The sequence below is a fragment of the Neptuniibacter marinus genome (genome assembly GCF_965223595.1).
GTDB lineage: Bacteria > Pseudomonadota > Gammaproteobacteria > Pseudomonadales > Balneatricaceae > Neptuniibacter > Neptuniibacter marinus.
On the sequence record NZ_OZ245004.1, the window covers coordinates 792,809 to 817,240 of the forward strand.

25 protein-coding genes and 1 pseudogene are annotated in these 24,432 nt (G+C 42.2%); 20 read left to right on the forward strand and 6 right to left on the reverse strand.

Translation table 11 applies throughout. The features are described 5' to 3' along the window. Positions 1–15 precede the first annotated feature (15 nt). The 16 genes and pseudogenes from ACOQOE_RS03665 (at position 16) to dnaB (ending at position 16,398) form a co-directional block, all read left to right on the forward strand. Positions 16–2,418, forward strand: a complete 2,403-nt coding sequence (locus tag ACOQOE_RS03665) for an HlyD family secretion protein (protein WP_075107924.1) — start codon at positions 16–18, stop codon at positions 2,416–2,418. A gap of 111 nt (positions 2,419–2,529) precedes the next feature. Beyond that, positions 2,530–3,438, forward strand: a complete 909-nt coding sequence (locus tag ACOQOE_RS03670; protein WP_420554916.1) for a sulfotransferase family protein — start codon at positions 2,530–2,532, stop codon at positions 3,436–3,438. A gap of 25 nt (positions 3,439–3,463) precedes the next feature. Further along, entirely contained in the window at positions 3,464–3,883 is a 420-nt protein-coding gene (locus ACOQOE_RS03675; protein ID WP_067865308.1) for a hypothetical protein, read from the forward strand. 8 nt (positions 3,884–3,891) lie between these two features. Further along, positions 3,892–4,764, forward strand: coding sequence for an alpha/beta hydrolase family esterase (locus tag ACOQOE_RS03680; protein ID WP_067865311.1), 873 nt, complete (start codon positions 3,892–3,894; stop codon positions 4,762–4,764). Positions 4,765–5,092: 328 nt separating this feature from the next. Then, positions 5,093–6,339, forward strand: a pseudogene (locus ACOQOE_RS03685) (efflux transporter outer membrane subunit). Positions 6,340–6,395: 56 nt separating this feature from the next. Next, positions 6,396–7,700 carry a sulfotransferase gene (locus tag ACOQOE_RS03690; RefSeq protein WP_420554917.1) on the forward strand — a complete coding sequence of 435 codons (1,305 nt, stop codon included), beginning with the start codon at positions 6,396–6,398 and terminating at the stop codon, positions 7,698–7,700. A gap of 252 nt (positions 7,701–7,952) precedes the next feature. Beyond that, a complete protein-coding gene (locus ACOQOE_RS03695) occupies positions 7,953–8,537 on the forward strand; it encodes an anthranilate synthase component II (RefSeq protein ID WP_067865319.1) in 585 nt (194 codons plus the stop codon). Positions 8,538–8,560: 23 nt separating this feature from the next. Beyond that, on the forward strand, positions 8,561–9,583 hold the full coding sequence (trpD, locus tag ACOQOE_RS03700; RefSeq protein WP_067865322.1) for an anthranilate phosphoribosyltransferase: 1,023 nt from the start codon (positions 8,561–8,563) through the stop codon (positions 9,581–9,583). A 3-nt stretch (positions 9,584–9,586) separates the two neighbouring features. Further along, positions 9,587–10,396 (forward strand): indole-3-glycerol phosphate synthase TrpC, encoded by an 810-nt coding sequence (trpC, locus tag ACOQOE_RS03705; RefSeq protein WP_067865325.1) that lies wholly within the window; start codon positions 9,587–9,589, stop codon positions 10,394–10,396. A gap of 18 nt (positions 10,397–10,414) precedes the next feature. Further along, positions 10,415–10,825 (forward strand): OsmC family protein, encoded by a 411-nt coding sequence (locus ACOQOE_RS03710; protein ID WP_067865372.1) that lies wholly within the window; start codon positions 10,415–10,417, stop codon positions 10,823–10,825. 198 nt (positions 10,826–11,023) lie between these two features. Further along, the gene (locus ACOQOE_RS03715; RefSeq protein WP_067865329.1) at positions 11,024–12,667 is read left to right on the forward strand and encodes a cache domain-containing protein; all 1,644 of its coding nucleotides are present in this window, start codon (positions 11,024–11,026) and stop codon (positions 12,665–12,667) included. A 204-nt stretch (positions 12,668–12,871) separates the two neighbouring features. Further along, positions 12,872–13,309, forward strand: a complete 438-nt coding sequence (gene rpsF / locus ACOQOE_RS03720; protein WP_067865332.1) for a 30S ribosomal protein S6 — start codon at positions 12,872–12,874, stop codon at positions 13,307–13,309. A 23-nt stretch (positions 13,310–13,332) separates the two neighbouring features. Then, a complete protein-coding gene (gene rpsR, locus ACOQOE_RS03725; protein ID WP_067865336.1) occupies positions 13,333–13,560 on the forward strand; it encodes a 30S ribosomal protein S18 in 228 nt (75 codons plus the stop codon). Between the two features lie 16 nt (positions 13,561–13,576). Beyond that, positions 13,577–14,428, forward strand: coding sequence for a hypothetical protein (locus ACOQOE_RS03730; RefSeq protein WP_420554918.1), 852 nt, complete (start codon positions 13,577–13,579; stop codon positions 14,426–14,428). A gap of 37 nt (positions 14,429–14,465) precedes the next feature. Further along, a complete protein-coding gene (rplI, locus tag ACOQOE_RS03735; protein ID WP_067865342.1) occupies positions 14,466–14,912 on the forward strand; it encodes a 50S ribosomal protein L9 in 447 nt (148 codons plus the stop codon). Between the two features lie 91 nt (positions 14,913–15,003). Next, the gene (gene dnaB, locus ACOQOE_RS03740) at positions 15,004–16,398 is read left to right on the forward strand and encodes a replicative DNA helicase (protein WP_156473675.1); all 1,395 of its coding nucleotides are present in this window, start codon (positions 15,004–15,006) and stop codon (positions 16,396–16,398) included. Between the two features lie 77 nt (positions 16,399–16,475). Here the strand turns inward: dnaB and ACOQOE_RS03745 are convergent, their stop codons facing one another. Then, complete coding sequence (locus tag ACOQOE_RS03745) at positions 16,476–16,907, reverse strand: acyl-CoA thioesterase (RefSeq protein WP_067865349.1); 432 nt, start codon at positions 16,905–16,907, stop codon at positions 16,476–16,478. Positions 16,908–16,912: 5 nt separating this feature from the next. Then, positions 16,913–18,199, reverse strand: coding sequence for an adenosylmethionine--8-amino-7-oxononanoate transaminase (gene bioA / locus ACOQOE_RS03750; protein WP_420554919.1), 1,287 nt, complete (start codon positions 18,197–18,199; stop codon positions 16,913–16,915). Between the two features lie 305 nt (positions 18,200–18,504). On the opposite strand from bioA, the gene ACOQOE_RS03755 reads away from it, so the two are divergent. The 4 genes from ACOQOE_RS03755 to ACOQOE_RS03770 all read left to right on the forward strand — a co-directional run bounded on the left by ACOQOE_RS03755 (position 18,505) and on the right by ACOQOE_RS03770 (position 21,266). Then, the gene (locus ACOQOE_RS03755; RefSeq protein ID WP_420554920.1) at positions 18,505–18,903 is read left to right on the forward strand and encodes a hypothetical protein; all 399 of its coding nucleotides are present in this window, start codon (positions 18,505–18,507) and stop codon (positions 18,901–18,903) included. Between the two features lie 77 nt (positions 18,904–18,980). Next, positions 18,981–19,832: a DUF692 domain-containing protein gene (locus tag ACOQOE_RS03760; protein ID WP_420554921.1), complete on the forward strand. Its 852-nt coding sequence runs from the start codon at positions 18,981–18,983 to the stop codon at positions 19,830–19,832. After that, positions 19,813–20,610, forward strand: coding sequence for a DNA-binding domain-containing protein (locus ACOQOE_RS03765; RefSeq protein WP_067865359.1), 798 nt, complete (start codon positions 19,813–19,815; stop codon positions 20,608–20,610). Before ACOQOE_RS03760 ends, ACOQOE_RS03765 begins: the two co-directional genes overlap by 20 nt. Positions 20,611–20,648: 38 nt before the next feature. Beyond that, a complete protein-coding gene (locus ACOQOE_RS03770; protein ID WP_197468027.1) occupies positions 20,649–21,266 on the forward strand; it encodes a DoxX family protein in 618 nt (205 codons plus the stop codon). A 55-nt stretch (positions 21,267–21,321) separates the two neighbouring features. Here ACOQOE_RS03770 and ACOQOE_RS03775 read toward each other — a convergent pair whose 3' ends face one another. The 4 genes from ACOQOE_RS03775 to ACOQOE_RS03790 form a co-directional block, all read right to left on the reverse strand. Then, positions 21,322–21,492, reverse strand: coding sequence for a hypothetical protein (locus tag ACOQOE_RS03775; RefSeq protein WP_156473710.1), 171 nt, complete (start codon positions 21,490–21,492; stop codon positions 21,322–21,324). A gap of 127 nt (positions 21,493–21,619) precedes the next feature. Further along, positions 21,620–21,988: a hypothetical protein gene (locus ACOQOE_RS03780; RefSeq protein ID WP_067867672.1), complete on the reverse strand. Its 369-nt coding sequence runs from the start codon at positions 21,986–21,988 to the stop codon at positions 21,620–21,622. 60 nt (positions 21,989–22,048) lie between these two features. Next, a complete protein-coding gene (gene tsaA / locus ACOQOE_RS03785) occupies positions 22,049–22,768 on the reverse strand; it encodes a tRNA (N6-threonylcarbamoyladenosine(37)-N6)-methyltransferase TrmO (protein WP_420554922.1) in 720 nt (239 codons plus the stop codon). 15 nt (positions 22,769–22,783) lie between these two features. Then, positions 22,784–24,409, reverse strand: a complete 1,626-nt coding sequence (locus ACOQOE_RS03790; protein WP_420554923.1) for a Na/Pi cotransporter family protein — start codon at positions 24,407–24,409, stop codon at positions 22,784–22,786. Positions 24,410–24,432: the final 23 nt, after the last annotated feature.

Sequence of the window (24,432 nt, forward strand, 5' to 3'; positions counted from 1 at the left end):
ATGGAGAAGACCACAGTGAGTAATGAGGCCCAAAAGGTTGCGCTACCTGCATTTTTAAAGAAGAGGCTGCATGCCTTTCGCATTGGGCAGGGCGCTGAGCAGTCCTATCTGATTAAAGACCCTCAAGAGGATCAAGTTCATCAGTTGGAAACTTGGCAGTTTTTCCTGCTTGAAGTTCTTCCTGGCTGTGAAGATATGCCCAAGCTTAGAGGCGTTTTTGAGGATCGTTTTGGTCATCCTATTACGGATGAGCAGATTGAAGAGTTATTCACGTTAATTGCCGATAAAAGCTTATTTGGCATTACCGCGCTCTCCAACCCTATTCTTAAAGCGTTTCAGAAAAAGCGTGCGGCAGAAGGTAAAGGACGCGCTGCACCTAAGGCAGAAGCCACAGCACAGGTTGAAGAAAAATCGAATGTTAAGGAGCCACTACCACCCGGGATTGAAGATGTTATTGGGCTTGATACGTCCATTAAACAGGCCGGCTGGAAGTTATTTAATCCTAAACGGTTGATTAAGTTTACTAGTCCTATTGTTAAACCGATTAGTTATTTGATGTATGCGATACCGCTGATGCTTATTGCAGCATTATTTCTGCTGGGTCGATATTTCACTGTAATGGAAGAAGATATAACGCTTTTGTTATCAGGTGTGAGCATTATTGAACATGCATTGTTCAGTATGTTAACGGTTAATCTATCTGTTACCTTTCTTATTATGTACGTGGCTCATTCGTTTAGGGCCAGTGTTAATGGATTAGGGATTGTTTTTTATCTAGGATTTTTCCCTAGATTTTGTCCGTTTATTGGAAACTTGGATCAACTGTCTCGCCGTGAACGGATGTGGCTGCATGCAGCACCGTTGATTTTTAGATTAGGTTTGTTTAGTACCGCGATTCTAATGTGGTTTAACACACGTGATATGGGTGGGGTGATCGCTCCTTTCTCTCTTGTGGTGGCCGTAGCGAGTGCATTGTCGTTCCTGATAACAGTTAACCCACTAGTTAAAAGTAGTGGTTATCACTTAGTTGCTACTATTTTGGATGAACCTCAGCTACGTAAGAAAGCTTACGGTGCGCTGATGAACAAGCTGAAAGGGGATAGATACAAAGAAGCCAACGGTCGTTTGTTAGCAGCATATGCATTAGCTTCAACTGTTTTCATGATTGTTCTTTTTGGATTAATTTTACTGCTATTAGGCAAGTTCTTGAAAATCCATCTAGGTGGTGCGGGTGTTATTCTGACATTTTTTGTCGCTGCAATTTTTGCGTATCGAATGTTCGTTAGTTTTGCTCGTATTAATCAATCTTATGATCGTGCATCTCAGTTCAAAAAATGGCGCGACCGTACGTTGGTTTCAAAAGAGACTGAGGAACAACAGGGATCAGAGGCCGCCCCTAAAAAAGGAAGCTATGTTCGTCGTGCTCTTTTAATCATACTTGTGGGTGGTCTATTTTTGCCTTATGCCTATGAACCCGGTGGCTCGTTTGTCTTGCTGCCAAACCAGCAGCAGGAGATTACCTCTGATCTATCAGGACTGGTTGATTGGGTTAAATATGATGGCGGTGAAGAACTTAAAAAAGGCGAAGCAATTGCCGCCTTATGGCAGGGTGATTACAGCGCTAAAGTAAAAGTCTATGAAGCATTAATGAAAGAGCAGCAAGCGGTTATTGACGAGCTTGAATCTAGGCCGAGAAAGGAAGATGTAATACTTGCTGAACGTGCACTTGAGACTGAAGAAACACGTACCCAATTTAGTTTGTCTAAGTTGAGCCGTTTAGAAAAACTCTACAAGTCACGTACAGTTTCTTATGAAGAGTTAGATGATGCTCGCCGTGAGTACCGTATTGATCTGGCTCAAGTCGCAGAAAGTAAAGCTGATCTTGAAGTGACTAAGCTGGGTGCGACGCCAGATCAGATCGCTGCTGCGCAAGCGAAGCTTGAAGGTTATGAGGAAGAGTATAAGTACTATAGCGAGAAGGTGAAATTATCAACCTTGCATATGCCATTTGATGGTCGTTTAGTCTCTATGCATCTACGCCAGAAGGTTGGTAGCTACCTTGCACCAGGTGAGCCGTTTGCAATTGCAGAAAATACATCAAAGGTACTCGCAGAGATCGAGATCCCTGAAGCGGATATTCCTTATGTTAAAAAAGGAGCGTCAGTCAGGGTTCGTCCGCAAGCGTATCACTCAGCCGATTTTATAGGCACCGTGTTATCGATTGATTCTAATGTAACGGAAGAGCGTTACGGACGTGTTATCAAGGTAATCACTATTTTGGATAACGGTGACCAGCGTTTGAAAACTGGGATGACGGGCTATGCAAAAATTGAAAGTGAAACTTTACCTGTATGGGAAGTGCTTTCAATGGCAATAGTGCGTTTTGTTGAAGTCGAAGTGTGGTCATGGTTGCCTTAATTTGTTAACGATTTATCAGCCTGATTAGAGACTGATTGGGATCAATTAAGGCTGATAAAGATACAAGTTGAAGTGTATTGTCTTGAAATACTGAAAATCAGATAGTGATATATGGCAGCTCCACTGTTCTTATTAGCACCACCGAGATCGTATACATCACTGATCAACGCAATGATTGGTCAGCACCCCGAAGCATTCGGTTTGCCAGAATTGAATTTGTTCAATGTTCAGCAGACTAAGGATCTTTGGCGAAATGTATCTGATGATATCGGAGACGATAACAACCGCAGACAAGGCTTGCTTCGTGCTGTTGCAGAAATATATGCCGGCGAGCAAACCCGTGATGCAGTTGTGATGGCCCAACACTGGGCTTCCGCCCGTGAAAACATGATGACGGGTGATGTGTTTATTGAGCTTGTGAACAAAATTGATCCATTGATAGCCGTGGAAAAAAGCCCCGCTTATACGATCTCTGTTGATCGTATGAAACGTATTTATGAGGCATTTCCTGATGCTAAGTTTATTCACTTAGTGAGGCATCCAATACCGCAAAGTAAATCGGTTATGGGATTGAACGATGGGATTTTTGCATTGTTTGTTAATGCGATTGACTTTCAGACAGATCGAGCCATTCTGGATCCACAAATCGCATGGCATGATATTAATATCAATATCTTGAACTTTTTAGATATTGTGCCTGCTGAAAATCAAATGCGTATTCGTGGTGAATTGATAATGGAGAATCCCCGCGAAGAGTTAGCAGGCATTTGCCGTTGGCTAGGTATACGTGATGATGAAGAGGCGGTGGATGATATGATGCACCCCGAAGCATCTCCGTTTGCTTGTTTTGGGCCAGTAAATGCACTGTTTGGGAATGACCCTAATTTTCTTCGTGGCTCTAAATTTCGCCCGCATAAACCGAGACTTCCAGAAATGGATGCAGAGTTACCTTGGCGAGATGATGGTGTGAGATTGCGACCTGAAGTTGTAGCGCTTGCTAGAGAGTTTGGATACGAATGAGTATGAATATAATTGAGGTACTTCTGTGAGCCAGGATAGTGAAAAGAATAAACCGGGAAGCAGAAAAGGTATTGGCCAAGTTACGACCGAGCCGAAAAGTATCAAATCTGAACCGCCAGAACTAACGCCTCAGCAACAGGCGTTACGCCAAGCGGTTATTACTGAATTTAGATCTAAGAAAATTAAAGCTTTTGTTGCGAAGCAAGTTAAGCATATTAATGCGAATAGACAAGTTGCTGATGGCATTCGCTTTCTGTTTGATGAGAATGGTTTACCTCCTGCGAACGCGCCCTTAGAGGATATTATTTCAGAGCGCAAAAAAATTGAGTCTGAAATTCGTTGGTTCGAGGCGATGGCAAACGAGATGCGAGGTCGTTTAGTGCAGATCAAAGAGATTGAAGAACTTGCGTTAGAGATGATTGAAAATCCGCCGGTTGATGAATAGGTAAGTTAATGAACATAGCTAAGTATCTTAAAAAACGGTTATTTTGGGCTATGTTTCCAGTTGCCTTTTCAACGCTGTTGTTTGCAGCTAATGAAGAGGTTGAGCATCAAATTCTTATAAGCGGTGATAAGCGTACGGCCTTAATTCACTTTCCTTTGATGCATGACACTGACAAGTTACCTGCTCTGATTGTGTTACACGGTGGATTAGGCAATGCTGAACATGTTCAAGACACAACAGGCATAGATGCTTTAGGGGAAACCGAAGGTTTTTTAACCGTATACCCTAATGGTACAGGTTTACGCTTTTTTAAAAATCGTAGAACTTGGAATGCAGGGCGTTGTTGCGGGCCTGCGGCTAAAAAGACTGTAGATGATGTCGGCTTTCTAAGTCAATTGATTGATGATCTTGTATCGGATTATCAGGCAGACCCTAAAAAGATTTATATAACAGGTTTTTCGAATGGAGCCATGATGGCATACCGCTTAGCCTGTGAAATACCTGAAAAAATAGCAGCTATTGTGCCTGTTTCAGGCACTTTAGCTGTGGATAATTGCCAATCTGCTACAGCGGTACCTGTGCTGCATATACATGGTGAAGCGGATGATAATGTTCCCGTTCTAGGTGGGGAAGGTTCACGTAGTGTTGCCGGTGTTAAACATCGATCAGTACAAGATTCACTCAATATTATGATGAGGGAACGCAACTGTGGCACCGCTCAGAAAGAGCCGTTTGCTAATTATGAAAGGGTAACTTATGTCTGCACGAAAGGTGCAAACGTACAGTTCATCATGATTAAGAACAGCGGGCATGTTTGGCCTGAAAAGATTCAAGCTAATCGAACTGTTTGGAGTTTCGTTAGCCAGTTTGTAAAGAAATAAGGGGATGGAGATTAAGCTTCGGCGGGAACTCCAATTAAATTTTTAAAATCACAGGTCAATGGATGTGATAGCTTCTAAACGAAAAATTCAGTATACAGCCGGTTTACGAAAAGTATCCCAAAAGGCAACACTTGTGGCTTGTTTGCTTAGCTTAGCAGGGTGTTCCTCTGTTGAGGTTTTTCAGCCACCCGAGGTTGAAATTAAGCAGAGCTGGCGAGTGGATTATGACTCATCCGTAGAGCTTGCAAATACGGCATGGTGGGAATCGTTCAATGACCCTGTATTGAATAGCCTTATTGAAACTGCGCTTCAGAATAATAATGACCTGATGTTAGCTGCTGCACGAATTGATGAAGTTGCAGGCCGGTATAAAATTCAACGCTCTAACCTTTACCCTCAAATTGGTTATGGTGCGAATGCGGGTGGATCTCAGCGTAGTTATGAGCAGCCTTTATCATTTCCTAATTTGGGCGAACGAACCAATGAAGAGTATAGCGTTGGATTGAATATTGGTTGGGAATTAGATCTTTGGGGGCGTTGGCTCAAGCAAACGACGCCGCTAGAGCTGATCTTATGGCTGCAGAGGAAAATCGTCAGGCTGTAATTATGTCGCTGGTGTCTGCGGTTGCAGTGGAATACATAGAGTTACTTAATATAGATAAAAAGTTACATATAGCTAAATTAACTTTGGAAGAACGAAGAGACTCTGTTGATCTATTTGAAAAGAAATTTAAAGGTGGGCAGATATCTGAATTAGAACTGGCTCAGGTTCGTTCTGCCTATCAACAGGCGGCCTCACAAATACCTGTGATTGAGCTAGATGCGCTCTTACAAGAAAATAGACTGTCATTGTTGTTGGGTAAAAATCCAGGCCCAATTAAACGTAGTGCAAACATAGAGTCTTTAACTATGTTGCAGCTGCCCTCAGGTTTGCCTTCGGATCTTCTTGTACGCAGACCTGATATTCGTCAAGCAGTACAGAAGCTAGCATCCGCTAATGCTAAGGTTAATATAGCTGAAACAGAATATTTACCTAGTATCTCTTTGACGGGCTTACTTGGGTACGCAAGTGATAATATCTCTAATCTGTTTGATGGCTCTGCTGGATTATGGGAAGCTGCGCTCGGTGCTGCAGGCCCAATTTTTACAGGTGGTCGAATTGAAGGTAATGAGCAGCAGGCTGAAGCGATCAGGCAACAGTTGGTTTTTGAGTATAAAAATACAGTTCAACGGGCTCTTAAAGAAGTCGATGATGGCTTAGTGACCCTAGAGAAATTAAGAGTTTTGCAGAAGATTCAAGAGCGCCATGTTGCTGTATTAGAAGACTATGTCGAATATGCAATCAGTAGACATGATGCAGGCTACTCCCGTTATATGGAAGTACTGGATGCGCAACGTAATTTGTATGCTACTCAGATTAATCTAGCGACAACAGAGAAAAGTATTTTTACCACCTTGGTTGATATATACAAAGCAATGGGCGGTGGTTGGGTCCAGTTAGCAGATGAAAAATATGCTAAGCCTCTCATGCAGATAGAGCCAGCAACACCATCAGCTGTAGTAGATGAATCATAACTATTCGTTAAAAATTTAAATTGTAATCCGGTCATGGAATATTGAAGGTTTTTCAGATGCCTATAGAACAAACGGAAGTCCAAGCTAAGATTATGCAGGTTTTAGACACCATCACTGAAGAGTGGGATGACGACCTGGATGAAGAAGTAACGTTAACATCTAAGCTAGTTGAAGATGTTGGCTTTGCCTCCATAGACTTTGTACAGTTTGCAGTGGCAATTGAATCTGAATTTAAACAAAAACTGGGTTTCCAGGCTTTGTTAATGCAGGATGGCGCCTACGTAGATGATCTAAGTTTGCAGCAAGTTGTTGATTTTGTTTTTACTCGCCTTAATGCTGATCCTGTTGCGGAAGCACCAGTACCAAATGCAGCGCCAAAAGAGAGTAATGTTCAGCGTATTGAATCTGTTGAGGATCCAGTCACTGCTGAAATGGTCGAAGAGTTTCGTAAAATCATCCGTCCTTGCGCGCCTCACAGTGTACCGAGTAAGAAGAATAAGCCGGCTGTTTTTATTCTCTCTCCTCCACGTTCTGGTTCAACGCTGTTACGTATAATGCTGGCGGGCTGTCCAGAGCTGTTTGTGCCGCCAGAGTTACATTTGTTGTCATACGTCGATATGAAAGAGCGTTTGGCTGCACTGGATGATGAGCATAACCGTCACCTCCTGGAAGGCACCATCCGTGCGCTTATGCAGTTGAAAAACTGGTCAGGTGAGGAGGCACGAAAGTTTTCCAAAGCCTGCGAAGAAAATGGCATGAGCTGTCAGGCATTTTATAATATTTTACAAATCGCAGCGGGTGATCGTTTATTAGTCGATAAAACACCCACCTATGCGGTGAATTTAGATATTCTTAAAAATGCAGAAAACGATTTTGAAAATGCTAAGTATATCCACTTACAGCGTCACCCTTGTGGCACTATTCGTTCATACGAAGAGTCAAAGTTGACACGCATGATGCCGTTGATGAAAGATAGTGAGTTTTCTAGCCGCGCCTTGGCTGAGATGACGTGGCTCACTTGCCATCAAAATACATTGAAATTTGCTGAACAGGTACCTTCAGATCGAATCCTTGCGGTTCAATATGAAAATTTAGTTAAACAGCCTGAAGTTGAGATGCGTCGGATTTGTGAGTTTTTGGGCGTGGAGTTCAACCCAGAGATGCTAAATCCTTATAAAGATCAGGATCAGCGTATGACGGATGGGGTGGATGTGGCGTCTAAAATGAGTGGTGATCTTAAATTTCATCTACATCAGAATATTGATCCAGCAGCTGCAGATCGTTGGCGTCAGTTTTATTCTGAAGAGATTTTAGGTGATGTGACTAAAGACGTTGCTAAGCGTTGTGGTTACGATATCTAATTTTTGAAATGCGGCGTAACAAAACGGAGGTTGTGTTTCACGCCTCCGTTTTTTTATATCTAAACGGCTTTAAACTGAATATAGATATTAGACGTTTACTTAGCCAGCGGAACATTTCTTCTAGTCTATAGATCTCAGCTATGGGGTGGGTTTAGAAAAGTATGATAGGATCACAACCTGATATTATTATGCTATTCCGGTATGCGCAGGGCACATTTTCGGTAAAAACATCAAGAATGGAACGGACATTTTATGTTACTAATGATCGATAACTACGACTCTTTTACTTACAACGTAGTGCAGTACTTCGGTGAGCTGGGTGCAGATGTCCAAGTCTATCGTAATGATGAAATTACGGTGGAGGAGGTTGAAGCATTGAATCCTGACCATCTTGTAATCTCACCAGGTCCTTGTACACCGAATGAAGCAGGCGTGTCGGTCGCTGCCATTAACTACTTTAAAGGCAAGTTACCTATTTTGGGTATTTGTTTAGGGCATCAAAGTATTGGCCAAGCGTTTGGCGGTAGCATAGTACGTGCTAAGCAAGTGATGCATGGAAAAATTTCACCTGTTTATCATAATGATATTGGTGTATTTGTAGGATTAAATAACCCAGTCGAGGTGACTCGTTATCATTCCTTGGTTATTGATCACAAAACATTGCCAGATTGTTTAGAAGTAACCTCATGGACCCAAGATGAAGAAGGTCATCTTGATGAAATTATGGGTGTTCGTCATAAAGAGTTTGATATTGAAGGCGTACAATTTCACCCGGAATCAATTTTGAGCGATCAGGGTCATGAGTTATTGGCTAACTTTTTAAAACGAACTAAATAACTGGTGCTATTAAGGATACTTCTATGGATATAAAACAAGCACTGGCTGTAATTGTTGAGCGCCAGAATCTATTAGAATCAGAAATGCAGTCAGTGATGAAACAGATCATGACAGGCAATGCGACAGATGCACAAATTGGTGGCCTATTGATTGCGCTGCGAATGAAAGGCGAAAGTGTTGCTGAGATTATTGGTGCTGCCAATGTGATGCGTGAATTAATGATCCCTGTTTCGATATCCAAGCCTAATGCTGTTGATATCGTTGGAACCGGTGGTGACAGTGCCAATCTTTTTAATGTCTCAAGTGCTTGTTCTTTTGTTGTGGCAGCCGCTGGTGGAACTGTAGCGAAACATGGTAATCGGTCGGTTTCTTCTAACACGGGTTCTGCTGATTTGTTAGAAACAGCGGGTATTAATTTAGAACTAAACCCAGAGCAGATTGCGCAGTGTATTGAGCAGATCGGACTTGGTTTTATGTTTGCCCCTCAGCATCATACAGCGATGAAATATGCAGTTGGGCCTCGTAAGGAAATGGGTTTGCGCACGTTGTTTAATATCGTAGGGCCGCTCACAAATCCCGCAGGCGTAAAACATTATTTGCTCGGTGTTTTTGATAAGACCTTATGTAAACCGATGGTTGAGGCGTTGAAATCTTTAGGTGCTGTACACGCCATGGTTGTTCATGCCGCGGAAGGTTTAGATGAAATTAGCTTGGCAGGTGACACTTTTGTCGCTGAGCTGAAAGATGGTGAAATTTCAGAATATACGATTACAGCGGAAGATGCAGGTTTAAATATCCAATCCCTTGAAGGTCTGCAAGTGGCTAATTCGACGGAAAGCTTAGCGTTAATTGAATCTGCCTTTAGCGGTCAGAATGAGAAAGCAATTGATATGATCTCCCTTAATGCTGGAGCAGCACTCTACGTTGCGGAACAGGCGCCAGATCTTAAAGCGGGCGTTGCTATGGCTAAGCAGGCTATTTTAAATGGTGGTGCTGCTGCTAAAGTTAAAGAATTGGCCGATTTTAGCCAAGCATTTAAGGGATAACTGATGTCTGATACTCCAACAGTTTTAAAGAAAATTTTGGCGCGTAAAGTCGAAGAGGTGGCTGAACGCCAGCCTAAAGTTTCTATTAGTGATTTGCAAAGTAAAATTGCTGATCAGAAAGGCTCTGACTTTGACCCTCGAGGCTTTGTCGCTCATATGGCTCAGAGTATTGCGGATGGCAGGTCAGCCGTCATTGCTGAGGCTAAACGTCATAGTCCGTCTAAAGGTTTACTGCGTGATCCATTTGTGCCTGCGGAAATAGCTAAGTCTTATGAACTTGGCGGTGCAAGTTGTCTATCAGTCTTAACAGATAAAGACTATTTTCAGGGCTGCGAAGACTATTTAATGCAAGCTAGAGCTGCGTGCTCGTTACCTGTTATCCGTAAAGATTTTATTGTAGATCCTTACCAAGTTTATGAAGCAAGAGCCATAGGCGCCGATTGTATTTTATTGATTGCAGCTGCATTGAGCGATCAGCAGATCGCTGATCTCAATGGGCTGGCCCATGAATTAGGTATGGATGTGCTTATTGAGGTTCACGGTGAAGAGGAGTTGCATAGAGTCTTGCCTTTAAATACTCGATTGATTGGTATCAATAACCGTAATTTACATACTTTCGAAGTGACGTTGAATAATACCTATGACCTTTTAGATGCTATTCCTGATGATAGAATCGTTGTTACTGAAAGTGGTATCCATTGCATTGACGATGTACACGCCATGCGTGAACATAATGTACATGCTTTTCTCGTGGGAGAAGCATTTATGCGTGCTGAAAACCCAGGTCAAAAGCTTAAAGAATTGTTTGTATAAGGTAGTGGCTGAATGAGTATGAGCGCCAAAGTTAAATGGGACGGTGATGTCCGTTTTAAAGGTACAACCGGTTCCGGTTTTGATGTGATGATTGATGGTGAGCTTCAGAAAGGACCTCGCCCTATGGAATTAATCTTATTAGGGTTAGGTGGTTGTACTAGTTATGATGTTGTTGGCATATTGAAGAAAACACGCCAAGACGTTATCGATTGTGTGGCTGAAATTGAGGCCGAAAGAGCTGAAACGGTTCCATCTGTATTTACCAAAATTCATGTTAAGTTTGTGGTGAGTGGACGTGGCCTCAATGCTAAAAAAGTAGAGCGTGCCGTGAGTTTGTCTGCTGAACAGTATTGCTCCGCTTCTATTATGCTGGAAAAGGGTGGAGTTGAGATAACCCACAGTTTTGAAATTATTGAAGTAACAGAATGATGAACGGTTTTGTTGCATGACGGATAACGGGCGCTCTCAAAGGTGCTCGTTTTTTGGTTTAAAGCTGGAGTAAAATTAAATATAAGATATAGTGTGTGGCAATTAGTTACTGCTTACTTATTGATTTTATTGAATGTTTGTTCGGTATTTCATGGGTTTTATAAGAGAGGCTAAAAACAAATAAGGATGATGGAATAGATGCGCTTATCAATATCAAAAGCATTGGCACTAGGGATTGTTGCGCTGCAAGTGATCACTGTTTGCGTTATTTTAGCCTCCTCATACTTAAGCACTGAACAAGTCCTAATAGGACATGCCCAGCAACTGATGAGAAATCTCTCTCGAGAAGTGATTGATCGATCAGAAGAGTTTTTAGCTCCTGCCCGTTCGGCGGTTAGTTTGACTGGACGCTTAGCTCATCATCAGGTTGTTAGTTCTGAAAAACCGGATGAAATGGAGCAGTATTTCTTTGATCAGTTGATTTTGCACCCTCATATAGCTGGTATTTATTATGGTAACTTAGAGGGTGGCTTCCATTTTGTTCGTCGCTCTACCGATGAGGCTGCATATCAGATTAAAAGGGTGGTGGAAGGCCCACAAGGGCGTTTGGTTTCAAATCGCTGGTTCGGAGATGACCATCGTTTAATAAAAGCAGAGGAAGATCCAAGTGACCTTTACGACCCCCGTACGCGCCCTTGGTTTAAAAAAGCGATAGCTGAACGACAACAGATTTGGACAGACCCTTACCTCTTTTTTACGTCAAATACCCCAGGCATTACTGTAGCGAGTCCAGTCATTTCCAAAAATGGCGAAATGCTCGGTGTCGTGGGTGTTGATATAGACCTTTCTGCACTTTCCGATTTTCTAGGTTTCCTTGAGTTAAGCGAGCATGCGTCTGCATTAATTTTAAATAACAATGGTGACGTGATTGCGCATCGGCGTAATGGACAGCTTTATATAGAAGATCCAGATTCGGGTGTGAGACGGCTCATGCATATTGATGAAGTCAAAAGTGATGCGGCACGTGCAGCTGTTAAATCGCTGGGGAAACAGCCCGGATGGTATGTGTTAAATACGGCGATGAATACAAGTTTTAAGCATGATGGCAAAGTGTATCAGACAGTCTTTACACCGTTCTCGGATAACTGGCCTTGGTTATTGGGTATCTATGTGCCAGAGGATGATTTTTTAACTGAGATTAAAGCAAACCGCAAACTTAACATATTGCTGGCGTTAGCAATTACATTTGTTAGTGTCATTATCGGGGTTATGTTTGCCCGCTCGCTTTCTCGACCGATTCTGTCTCTGCAGAAAAGTGTGAATGCGGTAAGGAATGGCGAATTAGAAGTTGATATTGATAAACCTAACAGCATGTTTAGTGATATTGAAGAAACGACTACCGCTTTCTCAAATATGATCGCGTTTTTGAAAGATAATCAAGAAAGAAACCATCAATTAAAAAAACAGCTGTCACAGCAGGGGCATTTTATGGAGGCAGTGTTGGCTGCCATTGATGATGGTGTGGTTGTATGTGATGTTGATGGGAAACTGATCTACTCAAGTAGAGTTGTGATGCGTTTAAGAGGCTTGTCAGAAGATGAACGGTTAGAACGGTTTGATGATGTCCCTTTTAAATTGTTTGCTGCTGACGGTAAAACCCTATTGTCAAAGAATGAATGGCCTATTTATAGGGCTTTAGCGGAAGAGATGATTAGCCAGGAGGAGGTTGTTATTGAATCAGCTTCAGGTGTTCGCAAGCATTTATTGATTAGTGGTAAAGCTATCTTTGATACAAATGGTGAGAAACTGGGCGCTTATATTTCTATGCATCCACAAAAATAATTCGTCTGATTCGCGACTTTGTTGCTCTATTTTTAGGGCAAACAAAGAGGACGATATTGAATAGATTCATTCCCCTAAATCTAGTACTTGCATAAGGCTTGTCAGGTGCGTAATATTACGCGTCCTTTGGAGAACTATTTCCAATCTCCTTGCTGCCGGTCCACATGGTGTGTTCTGGGGGCTATTAACCCGAAAGGAGCTAAAATGCGTCATTATGAAATCGTATTTCTGGTTCATCCGAATCAGAGTGAGCAGGTTTCTGCGATGGTTGAGCGTTACACCTCTCTTATTGAAGGTGCAGAAGGCACAATTCATCGTCTAGAAGATTGGGGTCGTCGTCAGTTGGCTTACCCAATCAACAATGCTCACAAAGCACACTACATCCTGATGAACATCGAATGTAATCAGGAAACACTAGACGAGCTGGAAAATCTATTCCGTTACAACGATGCAGTTCTGCGTAACATGATTATCCGTCGTAAAGAAGCGATCACTGAGATCTCTCCAATCAAAGCTGCAGAATCTCGCGATGAGCGTAAGCCTCGTCGTGAAGAAAAGCCAGCTGAAAAGCCAGCTGAAGAAGCTGCTCCGGCATCAGCACCAGCTGTTGAAGCTGAAGCATCTGAAGAAGCAGCTGAGTAATTTAATTTCTGAGGAGAGATACAATGGCTCGTTTTTTCCGCCGTCGTAAATTCTGCCGTTTTACGGCTGAAGGTGTTCAAGAGATCGATTATAAAGATCTGGACACATTAAAAGGTTATGTAACCGAAACTGGTAAGATCGTACCTAGCCGCATCACAGGTACTAAAGCTCGTTACCAGCGTCAGTTGGCAACTGCTATTAAGCGCGCACGTTTTGTTGCGTTACTGCCTTACACTGATAGTCATCAGTAAGAGGTAGGAGAGTCGCATGCGAGCCTTGGCCGAATGGGTCATGAAGGGCCGTAAACAAGCGGCTTTAGTGGCAGTTATTGCCGCCTTGCTACCACTGCTCTATTGGGCAAGTGCAGCAGTCATCGCTTTGGTTACTTTAAGACAGGGACCAAAAGATGGAGCCGGAGTTCTGGTTTGGGCTTTTTTGCCTGCCGGAGCTTGGGCATACAGTGGAGATCCGACACCACTGACTGTGATACTAGGAGTTTTTCTTCTCGCTATCGCATTAAGAGTGATAACAAGCTGGCCGCAAGTGCTTATGTTAGCGCTTCCTGTTGGTGCTGTTGTTGGTTTAGCATTAGAAACAGTGTTAGATGATCTTTTAGGTCAAGTAATAGAAGCAACAGAACAGTTTCTATTACAGTCGGCGAGTCAATCGACTGAGAGTTTAACGCTCGATAAAGAGCGCTTAAAATTACTTATGTTAGGTGGATTGGCATCAGTGCATACAGCAACAATGTTGCTGTGTCTGATACTGGCGCGTTCGTGGCAATCAGGGTTGTATAATCCTGGGGGCTTTCGGCAGGAGTTTCATCAATTGAGACTACCTCTGAAATATACAGGTGTGCTTGTAGCGGCTTTATTAGTTTGTGCTCAGTTAGAGCTGGACTTTATGCGCTGGTTACCATTGTTGTTGCTTCCTTGGATCTTTGCGGGTTTCGCATTGGTGCATGGTAGTTTGGCTAAACGTGATTTAGGCAGGTCCTGGCTGATAGTGTTTTATCTTTCAGTTATTTTTATGGGACCTTATGTGATTACGCTGCTGGTTTTTGCGGCTGCTATCGATTCTTTAGTTGATATCAGGTCACGCATACCAGCCACGAACTAGGACTGCATTAATTTGCAGAACAGAAGAGGTTTACGAGATGGAAGTTATTCTGCTCGAGAAAATTGGTAAGCTAGGTAACCTCGGTGACAAAGTTTCCGTAAAAAGCGGTTTCGGTCGCAACTACCTAGTACCGCAGGGCAAAGCTGTTCCTGCAACTACAGCTAATGTTGCTAAATTTGAAGAGCGTCGTGCTGAATTAGAAGCCGCAGCTGCAGAAAAATTAGCGGCTGCTACAGCGCGTGCTGAAGTATTGAATGCACTGCAAGTCACAATCGCTTCTAAGTGTGGTGATGAAGGCAAGTTGTTCGGTTCTATCGGTACACGTGATATTGCTGATGCTATTATCGCTGCAGGCGCAGAAGTAGATAAAAGCGAAGTTCGTCTACCTGAAGGTGCTTTACGCGCTATCGGCGAATACGAAATCGCTATTCAGCTTCACGCTGAAGTAACAGCTATTGTTAACTTGGCTGTTGTTGGCGAGTAATCGTCTTTAGCTAAGTACAACTGTACTGTAATATAAAGCACTGCATGGTTAACCCTGCAGTGCTTTTTTGTTTTTAGGCCGTTGTTAAATTATGGAAATGAGTCAACTTACAGACGAAGATCTAGCAAAGATTAAAGTCCCCCCCCATTCAATGGAAGCAGAGCAATCTGTTTTGGGCGGCCTTATGCTGGATAATAACGCATGGGATACGGTTTCAGAGGTAGTGCTGGAGGATAATTTTTATCGTCAGGAACACCGCCAGATCTATCGTACGATGCAAAAGCTGGTGAACGATGGTAATCCTATCGATGTTGTTACCCTGTCTGAAGAATTAGATCGCACTGCTGAGCTGGAAAGCGCCGGTGGTTTGGATTATCTAATAGAGCTGGCTAAAAACACACCGAGTGCTTCCAATATACGGGCTTATTCTGAGATCGTTCGGGACCGTGCATTATTACGCCAGATGATCTCGGCCGCTAATGATATTGCTGATCAAGCTTTTCATCCTGAGGGACGGAGTTCAGAAGAAATTCTTAATGAAGCGGAGCAAAAGATTTTCCGCATTGCCGAGAACAGGCCTAATCAAGGAGGTCCTGAGAATGTAAATACGCTTCTTAAGAAAGCTGTTGATCGTATAGATACACTGTTTAACAGCGATGGTGACCTTACTGGGGTGACGACTGGCTTTGATGATCTTGATGCGAAAACTGCGGGTCTACAGCCATCGGATTTAGTTATTGTAGCGGCTCGTCCTTCAATGGGTAAGACTACATTTGCCATGAACTTGGTTGAAAACGCTTTGATGGCTTCGAATAAGCCGGTATTAGTGTTTAGCCTTGAGATGCCTGCGGATCAGTTGGTTACTCGTATGTTGTCATCGCTTGGTCGTATAGATCAGACCCGTGTTCGTACAGGTACCTTAGAGGAAGAGGATTGGCCTAAGTTAACAACAGCGGTCAATATGATGCGTGATAAGCCTCTGTTTATTGATGATCAGGCCGGTATTAGTCCCAACGAGATGCGAACCCGTGCACGCCGTATTGTGCGTGAGCATGGTGAGCTTTCACTGATCATGATCGATTATCTGCAATTAATGCAGATGAAAACAAAGAATATTGAGAGCCGAACACAGGAAATATCTGAAATATCTCGCTCATTAAAAGCCTTAGCAAAAGAATTAGAGTGCCCTGTTGTAGCTCTTTCTCAGCTAAACCGCTCACTTGAGCAGCGGCCCAATAAGCGTCCTGTAAACTCGGACTTACGTGAGTCAGGTGCGATAGAGCAGGATGCGGATGTCATTATGTTTATCTATCGTGATGAGGTTTATAACGAGGATTCAGAGCATAAAGGCATTGCTGAAATTATTATCGGTAAGCAACGTAATGGTCCGATTGGCACATCAAGACTAGCCTTTATTGGTAAATATACGAAGTTTGAAAATCTGGCGCCTGATGTTTATGCGCAGTATGCCGGTATGGACGACTAACATCGCCGTAATAGGTCAGTGTGTTTGATTAAGAGCAGGCCGCTAAATCAGCGGCCTTTTTACTGGATGCTTTGTTCTTAGGTGTCTTTGATAACCTTGTTCATAAACTCTTCAGGCACTGCCGCAACTTTGCGGGTTTCATAATTAAAAAAGACGACTCCTGTCTTTGCGTGAGCTAACTCTACGGCTGTCTTTTTATTTGATATTAAGTAGTAGATATCGCAGCCATATGCATTTAGATCAGCAAGAGCTATATCAATCTGCAAATGGTCGCCATGAAAGCCTTCTGCTTTATAGACAATTGCCGAATCAGTCATGATCAGGCCAAGACCTTCAATATCAAGTTCTCCATAATGGTAGTGATTTAGAAAACGAATTCTCGCTTCATGGATAATTGATAACATTGCGTCATTACTAAGGTGGCCGCCATAATTTATATCACTGATACGAATAGGCAGTTCAGTAGAAAAGATATAATTCTCAGGCATATCTAGTTTGATTCTTGCCATTGTTCTTACCCTATGTAATTAGCGATGGCATCGACCATGCCGGTTGTTAGTTGGTTTAGATCGTCATCCTGCATAATATAAGGGGGCATCACATAAACCAATTTTCCAAATGGACGAATCCATAGCCCACGTTCTATAAATAGTTTTTGAATCTTAACGGTGTTGACCGCTTCTTTCATCTCAATAACACCTATAGCCCCTAAACATCTCACTTCGGCAACACCTTCCAAGGTACTTGCTTCGCTTAAACCTAGTTTTAGGGATTGTTCTATACGTGCTACATCTTGTTTCCAGTCGTTACGTTGTAAGAGCTCTAAGCTTTTGTTAGCCACGGCGCAGGCTAGAGGGTTACCCATAAATGTTGGGCCATGCATAAAGCAGCCGGCGCCACCTGCTGAAATCGTCTCGCCTATATGTTGAGTTGTGAGGGTGGCTGCTAAGGTCATGTAGCCACCGGTTAGCGCTTTGCCTACACAAAGAATGTCAGGCTGTATTTCTGCATGTTCACAAGCAAATAGTTTACCGCTTCGTCCAAACCCTGTAGCAATTTCATCGGCAATGAGTAGGACATTATGTTCATTACAAAGTGTACGGGCTTCTTTAAGATATTGAGGTGAATAAAAACGCATTCCGCCAGCGCCTTGAACTATTGGCTCTAAAATAAGGGCGGCAATATTGTGATGATGCTCATTTAATAACTCTTTTAACGGAGTAATATCATTACTGTCCCATTCGCTATCGAATGTTGTTTTAGGGGCGGGAGCAAAAAAATGCTTAGGTAGTAATCCAGTAAATATTTCATGCATACCTGTAACAGGGTCGCAAACGGACATGGCGCCGAATGTATCCCCGTGATAACCCTGCTTAATAGTAACTAGCTTGTTTTTTTCGGGAAGCCCTTGTGCATGGAAGTATTGGATAGCCATTTTTATAGCGACTTCAACGGCAACAGAGCCTGAGTCGGCTAGAAATACTTTATCTAAGTTAGTTGGGGTCATAGATACTAACTTTTCACAAAGCGTTATTGCTGGTTCATGAGTTAGTCCGCCAAACATAACATGAGACATTTTATCTATTTGTTCATGTGCGGCCTGATTGAGTTCAGGATGACCGTAACCATGTATTACTGACCACCAAGAGGCCATACCATCAATTAGCTCGCGCCCATCAGCTAGCTTTATTCTTACGCCAGATGTTGATTCTACTGGGTACATAGGTGGAGGGTTGATCATCGATGAATAGGGGTGCCATATATGTTGTTGGTCGAAGGTGATCTGTTCAGGGCTAATCATCGTAAAGGTCCTAGAGAACGGGAAATAATAAAATAAATAGTGTATAGATAAGCTATTTTTAATGTTGGGTTCTGTTCCTACTAAATTCAGTAAACTAAAGTTTAGGGAGCTAAACGTAGTAATTGTGTTCTATTTAAACACGTACTTACTAGGGTAATAAATTTTTGAATTTATTTATATTATTTGAAACTTTATTAGTGATGCTAAGTCATAAAGTGCAAGAGCAAATGAGCTTGTGAATAAATAAGTCTGAATAAGTTCTTAAATTATTATATAAAATTATTATTAATTGGGGTAAATAAAAAATGACGAATAATACTTCTGTAAAACCTATGGTAGCGGCTGTCGGCGCAGTTTTTCTTACAGGCATGGCAACTGTATCTGTAGCAACTGCTGCAGAGAATCCTTTTGCTGCAAAAGAATTATCTTCAGGTTATAGCCAGCAAGTTGCTATGAATGAAGGCAAATGTGGTGAAGGTAAATGTGGCGGCGATAAAGCTAAAAAAGCTGAAGGCAAGTGTGGCGAAGGTAAATGCGGCGGCGATAAAGCTAAAAAAGCTGAAGGCAAGTGTGGCGAAGGTAAATGCGGCGGCGATAAAGCTAAAAAAGCTGAAGGCAAATGTGGTGAAGGTAAATGTGGCGGTGATAAAGCTAAAAAAGCTGAAGGTAAGTGTGGCGAAGGTAAATGTGGTGGTTCTAAATAATTACGGTTAAGCTTTTATTTTAGCGTCTGGAGGCCCTGCAATGCGGGGCCTTTTGATTTAAGTTTTGAGGTGAGTCTATGGGCAGAGTAAATTATCCAGTACAAGGTGCGGGCTTTGGTTTTCGACGTTGTATGTCGGAAACATTAAAAGAGGTTGAACCTAGTGCGTTTGATTTTCTTGAAATTGCTCCAGAAAATTGGATGGGGCTAGGTGGACGATTTGGTAAAGCGTTTCGTCAATACACTGAGCAACATGCTTTTATGGCTCATGGTTTATCTTTATCTATCGGCGGTCCAGCGCCTTTGGATATGGACTTCTTATTTAATTTAAAACATTTTTTAATAGATCATAACATTCGTGGTTATTCTGAGCATTTAAGTTATTGCTCTGATGATGGTCACCTATACGATCTAATGCCTATACCCTTCACTGAAGAGGCGGTTAAATATGTCGCTGGGCGAATCCGCCAAGTACAAGATGTTCTAGAGCAGAAAATCGCTATGGAGAATGTCTCATATTATGCTGCACCTGGATCAGAGATGACGGAGCAAGCGTTTCTTTTAGCTGTATTAGAAGAGGCAGATTGCGATCTGTTATTGGATGTGAATAACATCTATGTGAACAGTATTAATCACGGTTACGATGCAGTTGATTTTCTCAAGGCGATGCCATCTGAGCGGATTATGTATGTACATATCGCAGGGCATTATACCGAAGCAGAAGATCTCCTCGTTGATACTCATGGCGCACCAGTAATTGACCCTGTCTGGTCGTTGTTGCAATTGGCTTATGAACAGTTTGGTGTACTGCCTACACTCTTGGAAAGGGATTTTAATATTCCTGAACTACCTGAGTTGCTCCAGGAAGTTGAACAAGTTCGTTTCTATCAACACCAGTGGAAAATGAGCCATGCACAAATCCTCGCCTGATTTACCTAGTTTTCAGAAACTGCAGTATCAATTTTCTGCGCATATTAGAAATCCAAAAGATAACCTAGCACCTCAAGATATTGAAGATCGCAGAATGGCGATCTACAGAGATCTTTTTTTTAATAATGTTGAAGGTTTCCTTTCGGGCAACTTCCCCGTTTTAAAGTTGATTAGCTCTGAGCAATATTGGCTAAATTTAGCGCGTGACTTTTTTGATAAACACCGTTGTCATACGCCTTACTTTTTGGAGATTGGGAAGGAGTTTATCGAGTATGTGGCGAATGAACGCGAGCAGAGTCTAGATGATCCAGTTTTTCTTCAAGAGTTGATCCATTATGAATGGGTTGAGTTAGCTTTAGATGCTTCAACAGTAGAGTTGCCGTTGGCTGATGTAAATGCAAATGGGGATTTATTGCTGCAACATCCGGTGCAATCCCCTTTAGCTTGGCTGCTTTCCTATCAGTTCCCTGTACATTGTATTCGCATCGACTTTCAACCCGAAACACCGTCTGATACACACACCTTTCTTATTGCTTACCGTAATCGTGAAGATGAAGTGAACTTTATGGAGGTGAACTCAGTTACCGCTAGGTTGCTTTATTTGTTATCTGAAGATGATCTTCTATCGGGTCAAGATGCATTAATGCAGATAGCTAAAGAGATGCAGCACCCTAATCCTGAAGCGGTAGTCGAAGGTGGATTGGAAACTATGGAGCATTTACGTGCCAAAGGAATCATATTAGGTACAACTATAAAATCTAATACTGCCGTAGATTAAGACGCTTCGGCATTATACGTATAATAAAGGATGTAATTATGGCTAATGCTGTCATTAATGTAGCGAACCGTTTGCAAGACCTATTAAATAGTACCAAATGTGCTGATGGCCTAGCGCCTCTCTTATTACGTTTGTACCTAGCGCCAATTTTTATGCAGGCTGGATGGAATAAACTCTCTCATTTTGAAGATACCGCTGCATGGTTTGGTAATCCAGATTGGGGTCTTGGATTGCCTATGCCAGAGGTGATGGCAGCTTTAGCTGCAGGCACAGAATTCTTTGGTGGTGCCCTGTTAATTGTTGGTTTAGCCGTACGTTGGATCAGTATTCCATTAATGGTGACAATGCTGGTGGCTGCCTTTGCGGTGCATTGGGATAATGGCTGGTTGGCTATTGCTGATGGCGGAAGCTGGCTTGCTAATGAGCGTGTTATGGAGGCCCAAGAACGCTTAGCTGCGGCAAAAGGTATATTACAAGAGAGTGGTAATTATGAATGGTTAACCGGACGGGGTTCTGTCGTTATTTTAAATAACGGAATTGAGTTTTCCATAACCTATCTGATTATGTTGTTTAGTTTATTCTTTACCGGTGCGGGGCGATTTTTTAGTGTCGATTATTGGCTTGCTAAGTGTTTTAGAGACGATATAAAAAGCTAAAGAATTATTAATAAAAAAGGCCGTATACTGCCTTTTTTATTATAAGCTGATGAGGTTAACGTTGTTGAGAGTGAGATAATAAACCGATAAAAGCATCAGCATACCAGTGAGATGCACTGATGAGGTCATTCACTGATTCTGATTCGAAAACCCGCTCAAGATAGTATTCATACAGTGCGCTGGATTCTTCGAAAAAAGTTTCTACATGGCCAATATCGTAATTCATAGTCACCTCAATTGTTAATTAGCTTAGCTCCTTAAATCATTCCGTGGTAAGAAGGTATGGGGTAAAGTGATCCCCTATTTTACTTTTCTCTTATACTTTAGTCAAAATTGATCTAGATCAATGTTTGTTAAAGACTTTTTTCTAGTAAGTGCTTTTTTTGTTCTTCACTAAGGGAGTCTATAGGCTGGTCGGTAAGTGATTCCAACATTTCATTCAATAATGGCGCGCATTGATCGCCTGAGTTGAGCGCATTGTCGATGAGCTCCCCAATTGTCATCTCAGGTTCGTGACCAAGTGCTTGCTGGTCATCCATACACTGTAGATAGTTTTTGATGTAAGCACTGCTTATCTCACCTTTCTCATCAACGATACTCGGAAGCTGGAAGAGCCATTCCTGAAGTTGCTCCGTGAGTTCTTTTCCTTCCTCATTCGCTGTCGCATACTGGCATGTGGTAAGTAGTAAACCTGTTATAAATAGCTGGTATAGATATTTCATCGTCACTCCTTTAAAGCATAAGTATATCTTAGTATGGGGGAGCTGAAGCAGGTCTGAATATTAGGCTTGCCGTGTAACTTCAATTAGATCAACGTAGATATGCTCATCGGTGATTCTGAAACGGACATTAAGGTCATGTAGTTTTACACCATAGGATTTGTCAGGGTCATTTTTTTTATAGGCAGGGCGGGGATCACAGCGGAGTAACTCTGTTATTTGCTTCTTGATAGGTTGAGCTAGACGTCTCTCCTCTGTTGTGAGAGTAGAGAGTGCGCTTTCGGAGAAGAAAATGGTCTGTTGTAAAAGCTGTATATTTTCGGCAAACGGAAAACTTGCTTCAGGTAAGCTATCCGAATAGGGGAGGTAAGGTTTTATATCAAGAATAGGTGTTCCATCGAGGAGATCGGCTCCACTAATGAACAGTGTGATGCAACCCTCTGTAATTTTAATATTAATTAATTTTACCGGAGATAATCCGATTGGATTAGGTCGAAAAGGTGAGCGGCTAGAAAAAACGCCTATACGTTTATTGCCGCCTAACCTAGGTGGGCGAACGGTGGGTTTCCAGCCTTTCTCTAGGCATTCGCTAAAAACGAATAAGAGCCAAATATGGCTACAGTTTTCTAGTCCTTTAACTATTTCTTGAGTACTAAATTCCGGAAGAAGAGTAATGCTTGATGTTACTGTTTCTGCAAGTCCGGGTTGCCTTGGGATCCCAAACTTCTCTTTATAAGGACTATTTACAACGGCAATGGGTTGGAATGTATAAGTATCTTGCATCGATGGTTATGTCTTTTATGGGTTAATAACTGAGTCACGGGATTGCATAGGCGTTAAGCTACTCCAAAATCTGGCTGCTTTCTCAACCTGTTCTGATAATCTGTGAATATGACTTAAAGCGTCGAGAAGTAAGATACTCTCTTGAGGATCTAATTTTCCTGCGATATTACTTTCTAGGATATGAGATTTAATATTCTGATACTTGTTTTCTAATTGTTTAATCAGCGTACGACTTTCCATGCCTGACATGTAGACATTATCTTTTATTTCGCAACTATCAATTAACTCAATGGTACTCTGCTGATAATCATGTATTAACTCTCGGATAGATCTATTAGAGCCTTGTTCGAGAACGTCATAGTATTTCGGCATGAGTGCAGATAGTCGAGCAATCTCACTATAATATCGTGTAAGGCGCATCGCGGATGGCAATATTTCGCTGATCTCTTGAGTTAAATTTCTCTGTGCTATTTTTTGGTTATATTCGCCGATCTTATCATTGAGCTGTTGAGCGCTGTTCATCAGTGCAGCCAGCTTAGATGTTTCTGATGTTTCCGCACTAATAGCGGCTTTTGCCATTTTTGCTGTTAGTGCGCTTACTCGGCTTAATTCACTTTTCATTGCCTCCACGGCTAAAGCGGGAGAGGATAAAATTGTTTTATCAAGGAATCTAGGTTGACCAAAGCTTTCTTCTTGTGAGCAAAAACGTTTATTGAGAAAACGTTCTAAATGGTCGGTCAGTGGCCATAAAGCAGCGACACCTATGAGGTTAAATAGGGTATGAAAGCCTGCTAACAGGATGACTAGGTTAAGGTTATTTAAATCACTATTAATAATGCCGGCTAGGAGTACTAATAAGATAACGCCAATAAACCCCGTTATAAGATTAAAAATAACATGTGCGGCGGCAATTCTTTTTGCGTTAGAGGTCGCGCCAATCACTGATAGCATCGCTGTTGAAGTTGTACCTAAGTTTGCGCCAATGACGAGGGCGCCGGCTGAGGCTATAGGAATAGATCCCGCGGCGGTTAAAGAGAGAGTTATCGCCATGGCTGCGGAAGATGATTGCATAAGCAACGTTAAAAAGAAGCCTGCTAATACGCACATTATTAGGCCTGTTGCTGAATTGCTCATCTGATCAAGAGGTAGATAACTATCTAAACCATCAAAAGCATTTTTAAGATAATCGAGGCCAATAAAGAACAGGCCGAAACCTGCTATAGCCATACCGAAATGACTGCTTTTACGTTCTCCACCGGTTAATTTTAAAAACATACCTATAGCGACCATAGGCAGAGCAAAAGCACTGATATTAACTTTGAAACCGATCAGAGCGATCAGCCAACCCGTTATAGTTGTGCCAATATTACAGCCATAGATTAGCGTAATGGATTGTCTTAACTTTAGAAGCCCTGCATTTACAAAACCAATTGTGGCTACTGTAACTGCACTTGATGACTGCACTATAGCGGTGATAAGAATGCCGGAAGCTAACCCCCTAAGAGGGGACTCGGTTGCTGCTTGTAGGGCTTTTTTCAGACCTTGGCCGGCGGCTTGCTGCATTCCAGTAGTCATTAAATGCATACCGAGAAGGAACAAGCCAATTCCTCCAGCTAAATCACCTAACAGTCCGAGCATCATAAGTAGCAACACCTCAAGTGAAT

Coding starts and splice junctions, on each gene's coding strand:
- ACOQOE_RS03670 (WP_420554916.1), top strand. CDS start 2,530: ATGGCAGCTCCACTGTTCTTATTAGCACCACCGAGATCGTATACATCA.
- ACOQOE_RS03680 (WP_067865311.1), top strand. CDS start 3,892: ATGAACATAGCTAAGTATCTTAAAAAACGGTTATTTTGGGCTATGTTT.
- ACOQOE_RS03690 (WP_420554917.1), top strand. CDS start 6,396: ATGCCTATAGAACAAACGGAAGTCCAAGCTAAGATTATGCAGGTTTTA.
- ACOQOE_RS03695 (WP_067865319.1), top strand. CDS start 7,953: ATGTTACTAATGATCGATAACTACGACTCTTTTACTTACAACGTAGTG.
- trpD (WP_067865322.1), top strand. CDS start 8,561: ATGGATATAAAACAAGCACTGGCTGTAATTGTTGAGCGCCAGAATCTA.
- trpC (WP_067865325.1), top strand. CDS start 9,587: ATGTCTGATACTCCAACAGTTTTAAAGAAAATTTTGGCGCGTAAAGTC.
- ACOQOE_RS03710 (WP_067865372.1), top strand. CDS start 10,415: ATGAGCGCCAAAGTTAAATGGGACGGTGATGTCCGTTTTAAAGGTACA.
- ACOQOE_RS03715 (WP_067865329.1), top strand. CDS start 11,024: ATGCGCTTATCAATATCAAAAGCATTGGCACTAGGGATTGTTGCGCTG.
- rpsF (WP_067865332.1), top strand. CDS start 12,872: ATGCGTCATTATGAAATCGTATTTCTGGTTCATCCGAATCAGAGTGAG.
- rpsR (WP_067865336.1), top strand. CDS start 13,333: ATGGCTCGTTTTTTCCGCCGTCGTAAATTCTGCCGTTTTACGGCTGAA.
- ACOQOE_RS03730 (WP_420554918.1), top strand. CDS start 13,577: ATGCGAGCCTTGGCCGAATGGGTCATGAAGGGCCGTAAACAAGCGGCT.
- rplI (WP_067865342.1), top strand. CDS start 14,466: ATGGAAGTTATTCTGCTCGAGAAAATTGGTAAGCTAGGTAACCTCGGT.
- dnaB (WP_156473675.1), top strand. CDS start 15,004: ATGGAAATGAGTCAACTTACAGACGAAGATCTAGCAAAGATTAAAGTC.
- ACOQOE_RS03745 (WP_067865349.1), bottom strand. CDS start 16,907: ATGGCAAGAATCAAACTAGATATGCCTGAGAATTATATCTTTTCTACT.
- bioA (WP_420554919.1), bottom strand. CDS start 18,199: ATGATTAGCCCTGAACAGATCACCTTCGACCAACAACATATATGGCAC.
- ACOQOE_RS03755 (WP_420554920.1), top strand. CDS start 18,505: ATGACGAATAATACTTCTGTAAAACCTATGGTAGCGGCTGTCGGCGCA.
- ACOQOE_RS03760 (WP_420554921.1), top strand. CDS start 18,981: ATGGGCAGAGTAAATTATCCAGTACAAGGTGCGGGCTTTGGTTTTCGA.
- ACOQOE_RS03765 (WP_067865359.1), top strand. CDS start 19,813: ATGCACAAATCCTCGCCTGATTTACCTAGTTTTCAGAAACTGCAGTAT.
- ACOQOE_RS03770 (WP_197468027.1), top strand. CDS start 20,649: ATGGCTAATGCTGTCATTAATGTAGCGAACCGTTTGCAAGACCTATTA.
- ACOQOE_RS03775 (WP_156473710.1), bottom strand. CDS start 21,492: ATGAATTACGATATTGGCCATGTAGAAACTTTTTTCGAAGAATCCAGC.
- ACOQOE_RS03780 (WP_067867672.1), bottom strand. CDS start 21,988: ATGAAATATCTATACCAGCTATTTATAACAGGTTTACTACTTACCACA.
- tsaA (WP_420554922.1), bottom strand. CDS start 22,768: ATGCAAGATACTTATACATTCCAACCCATTGCCGTTGTAAATAGTCCT.
- ACOQOE_RS03790 (WP_420554923.1), bottom strand. CDS start 24,409: ATGATGCTCGGACTGTTAGGTGATTTAGCTGGAGGAATTGGCTTGTTC.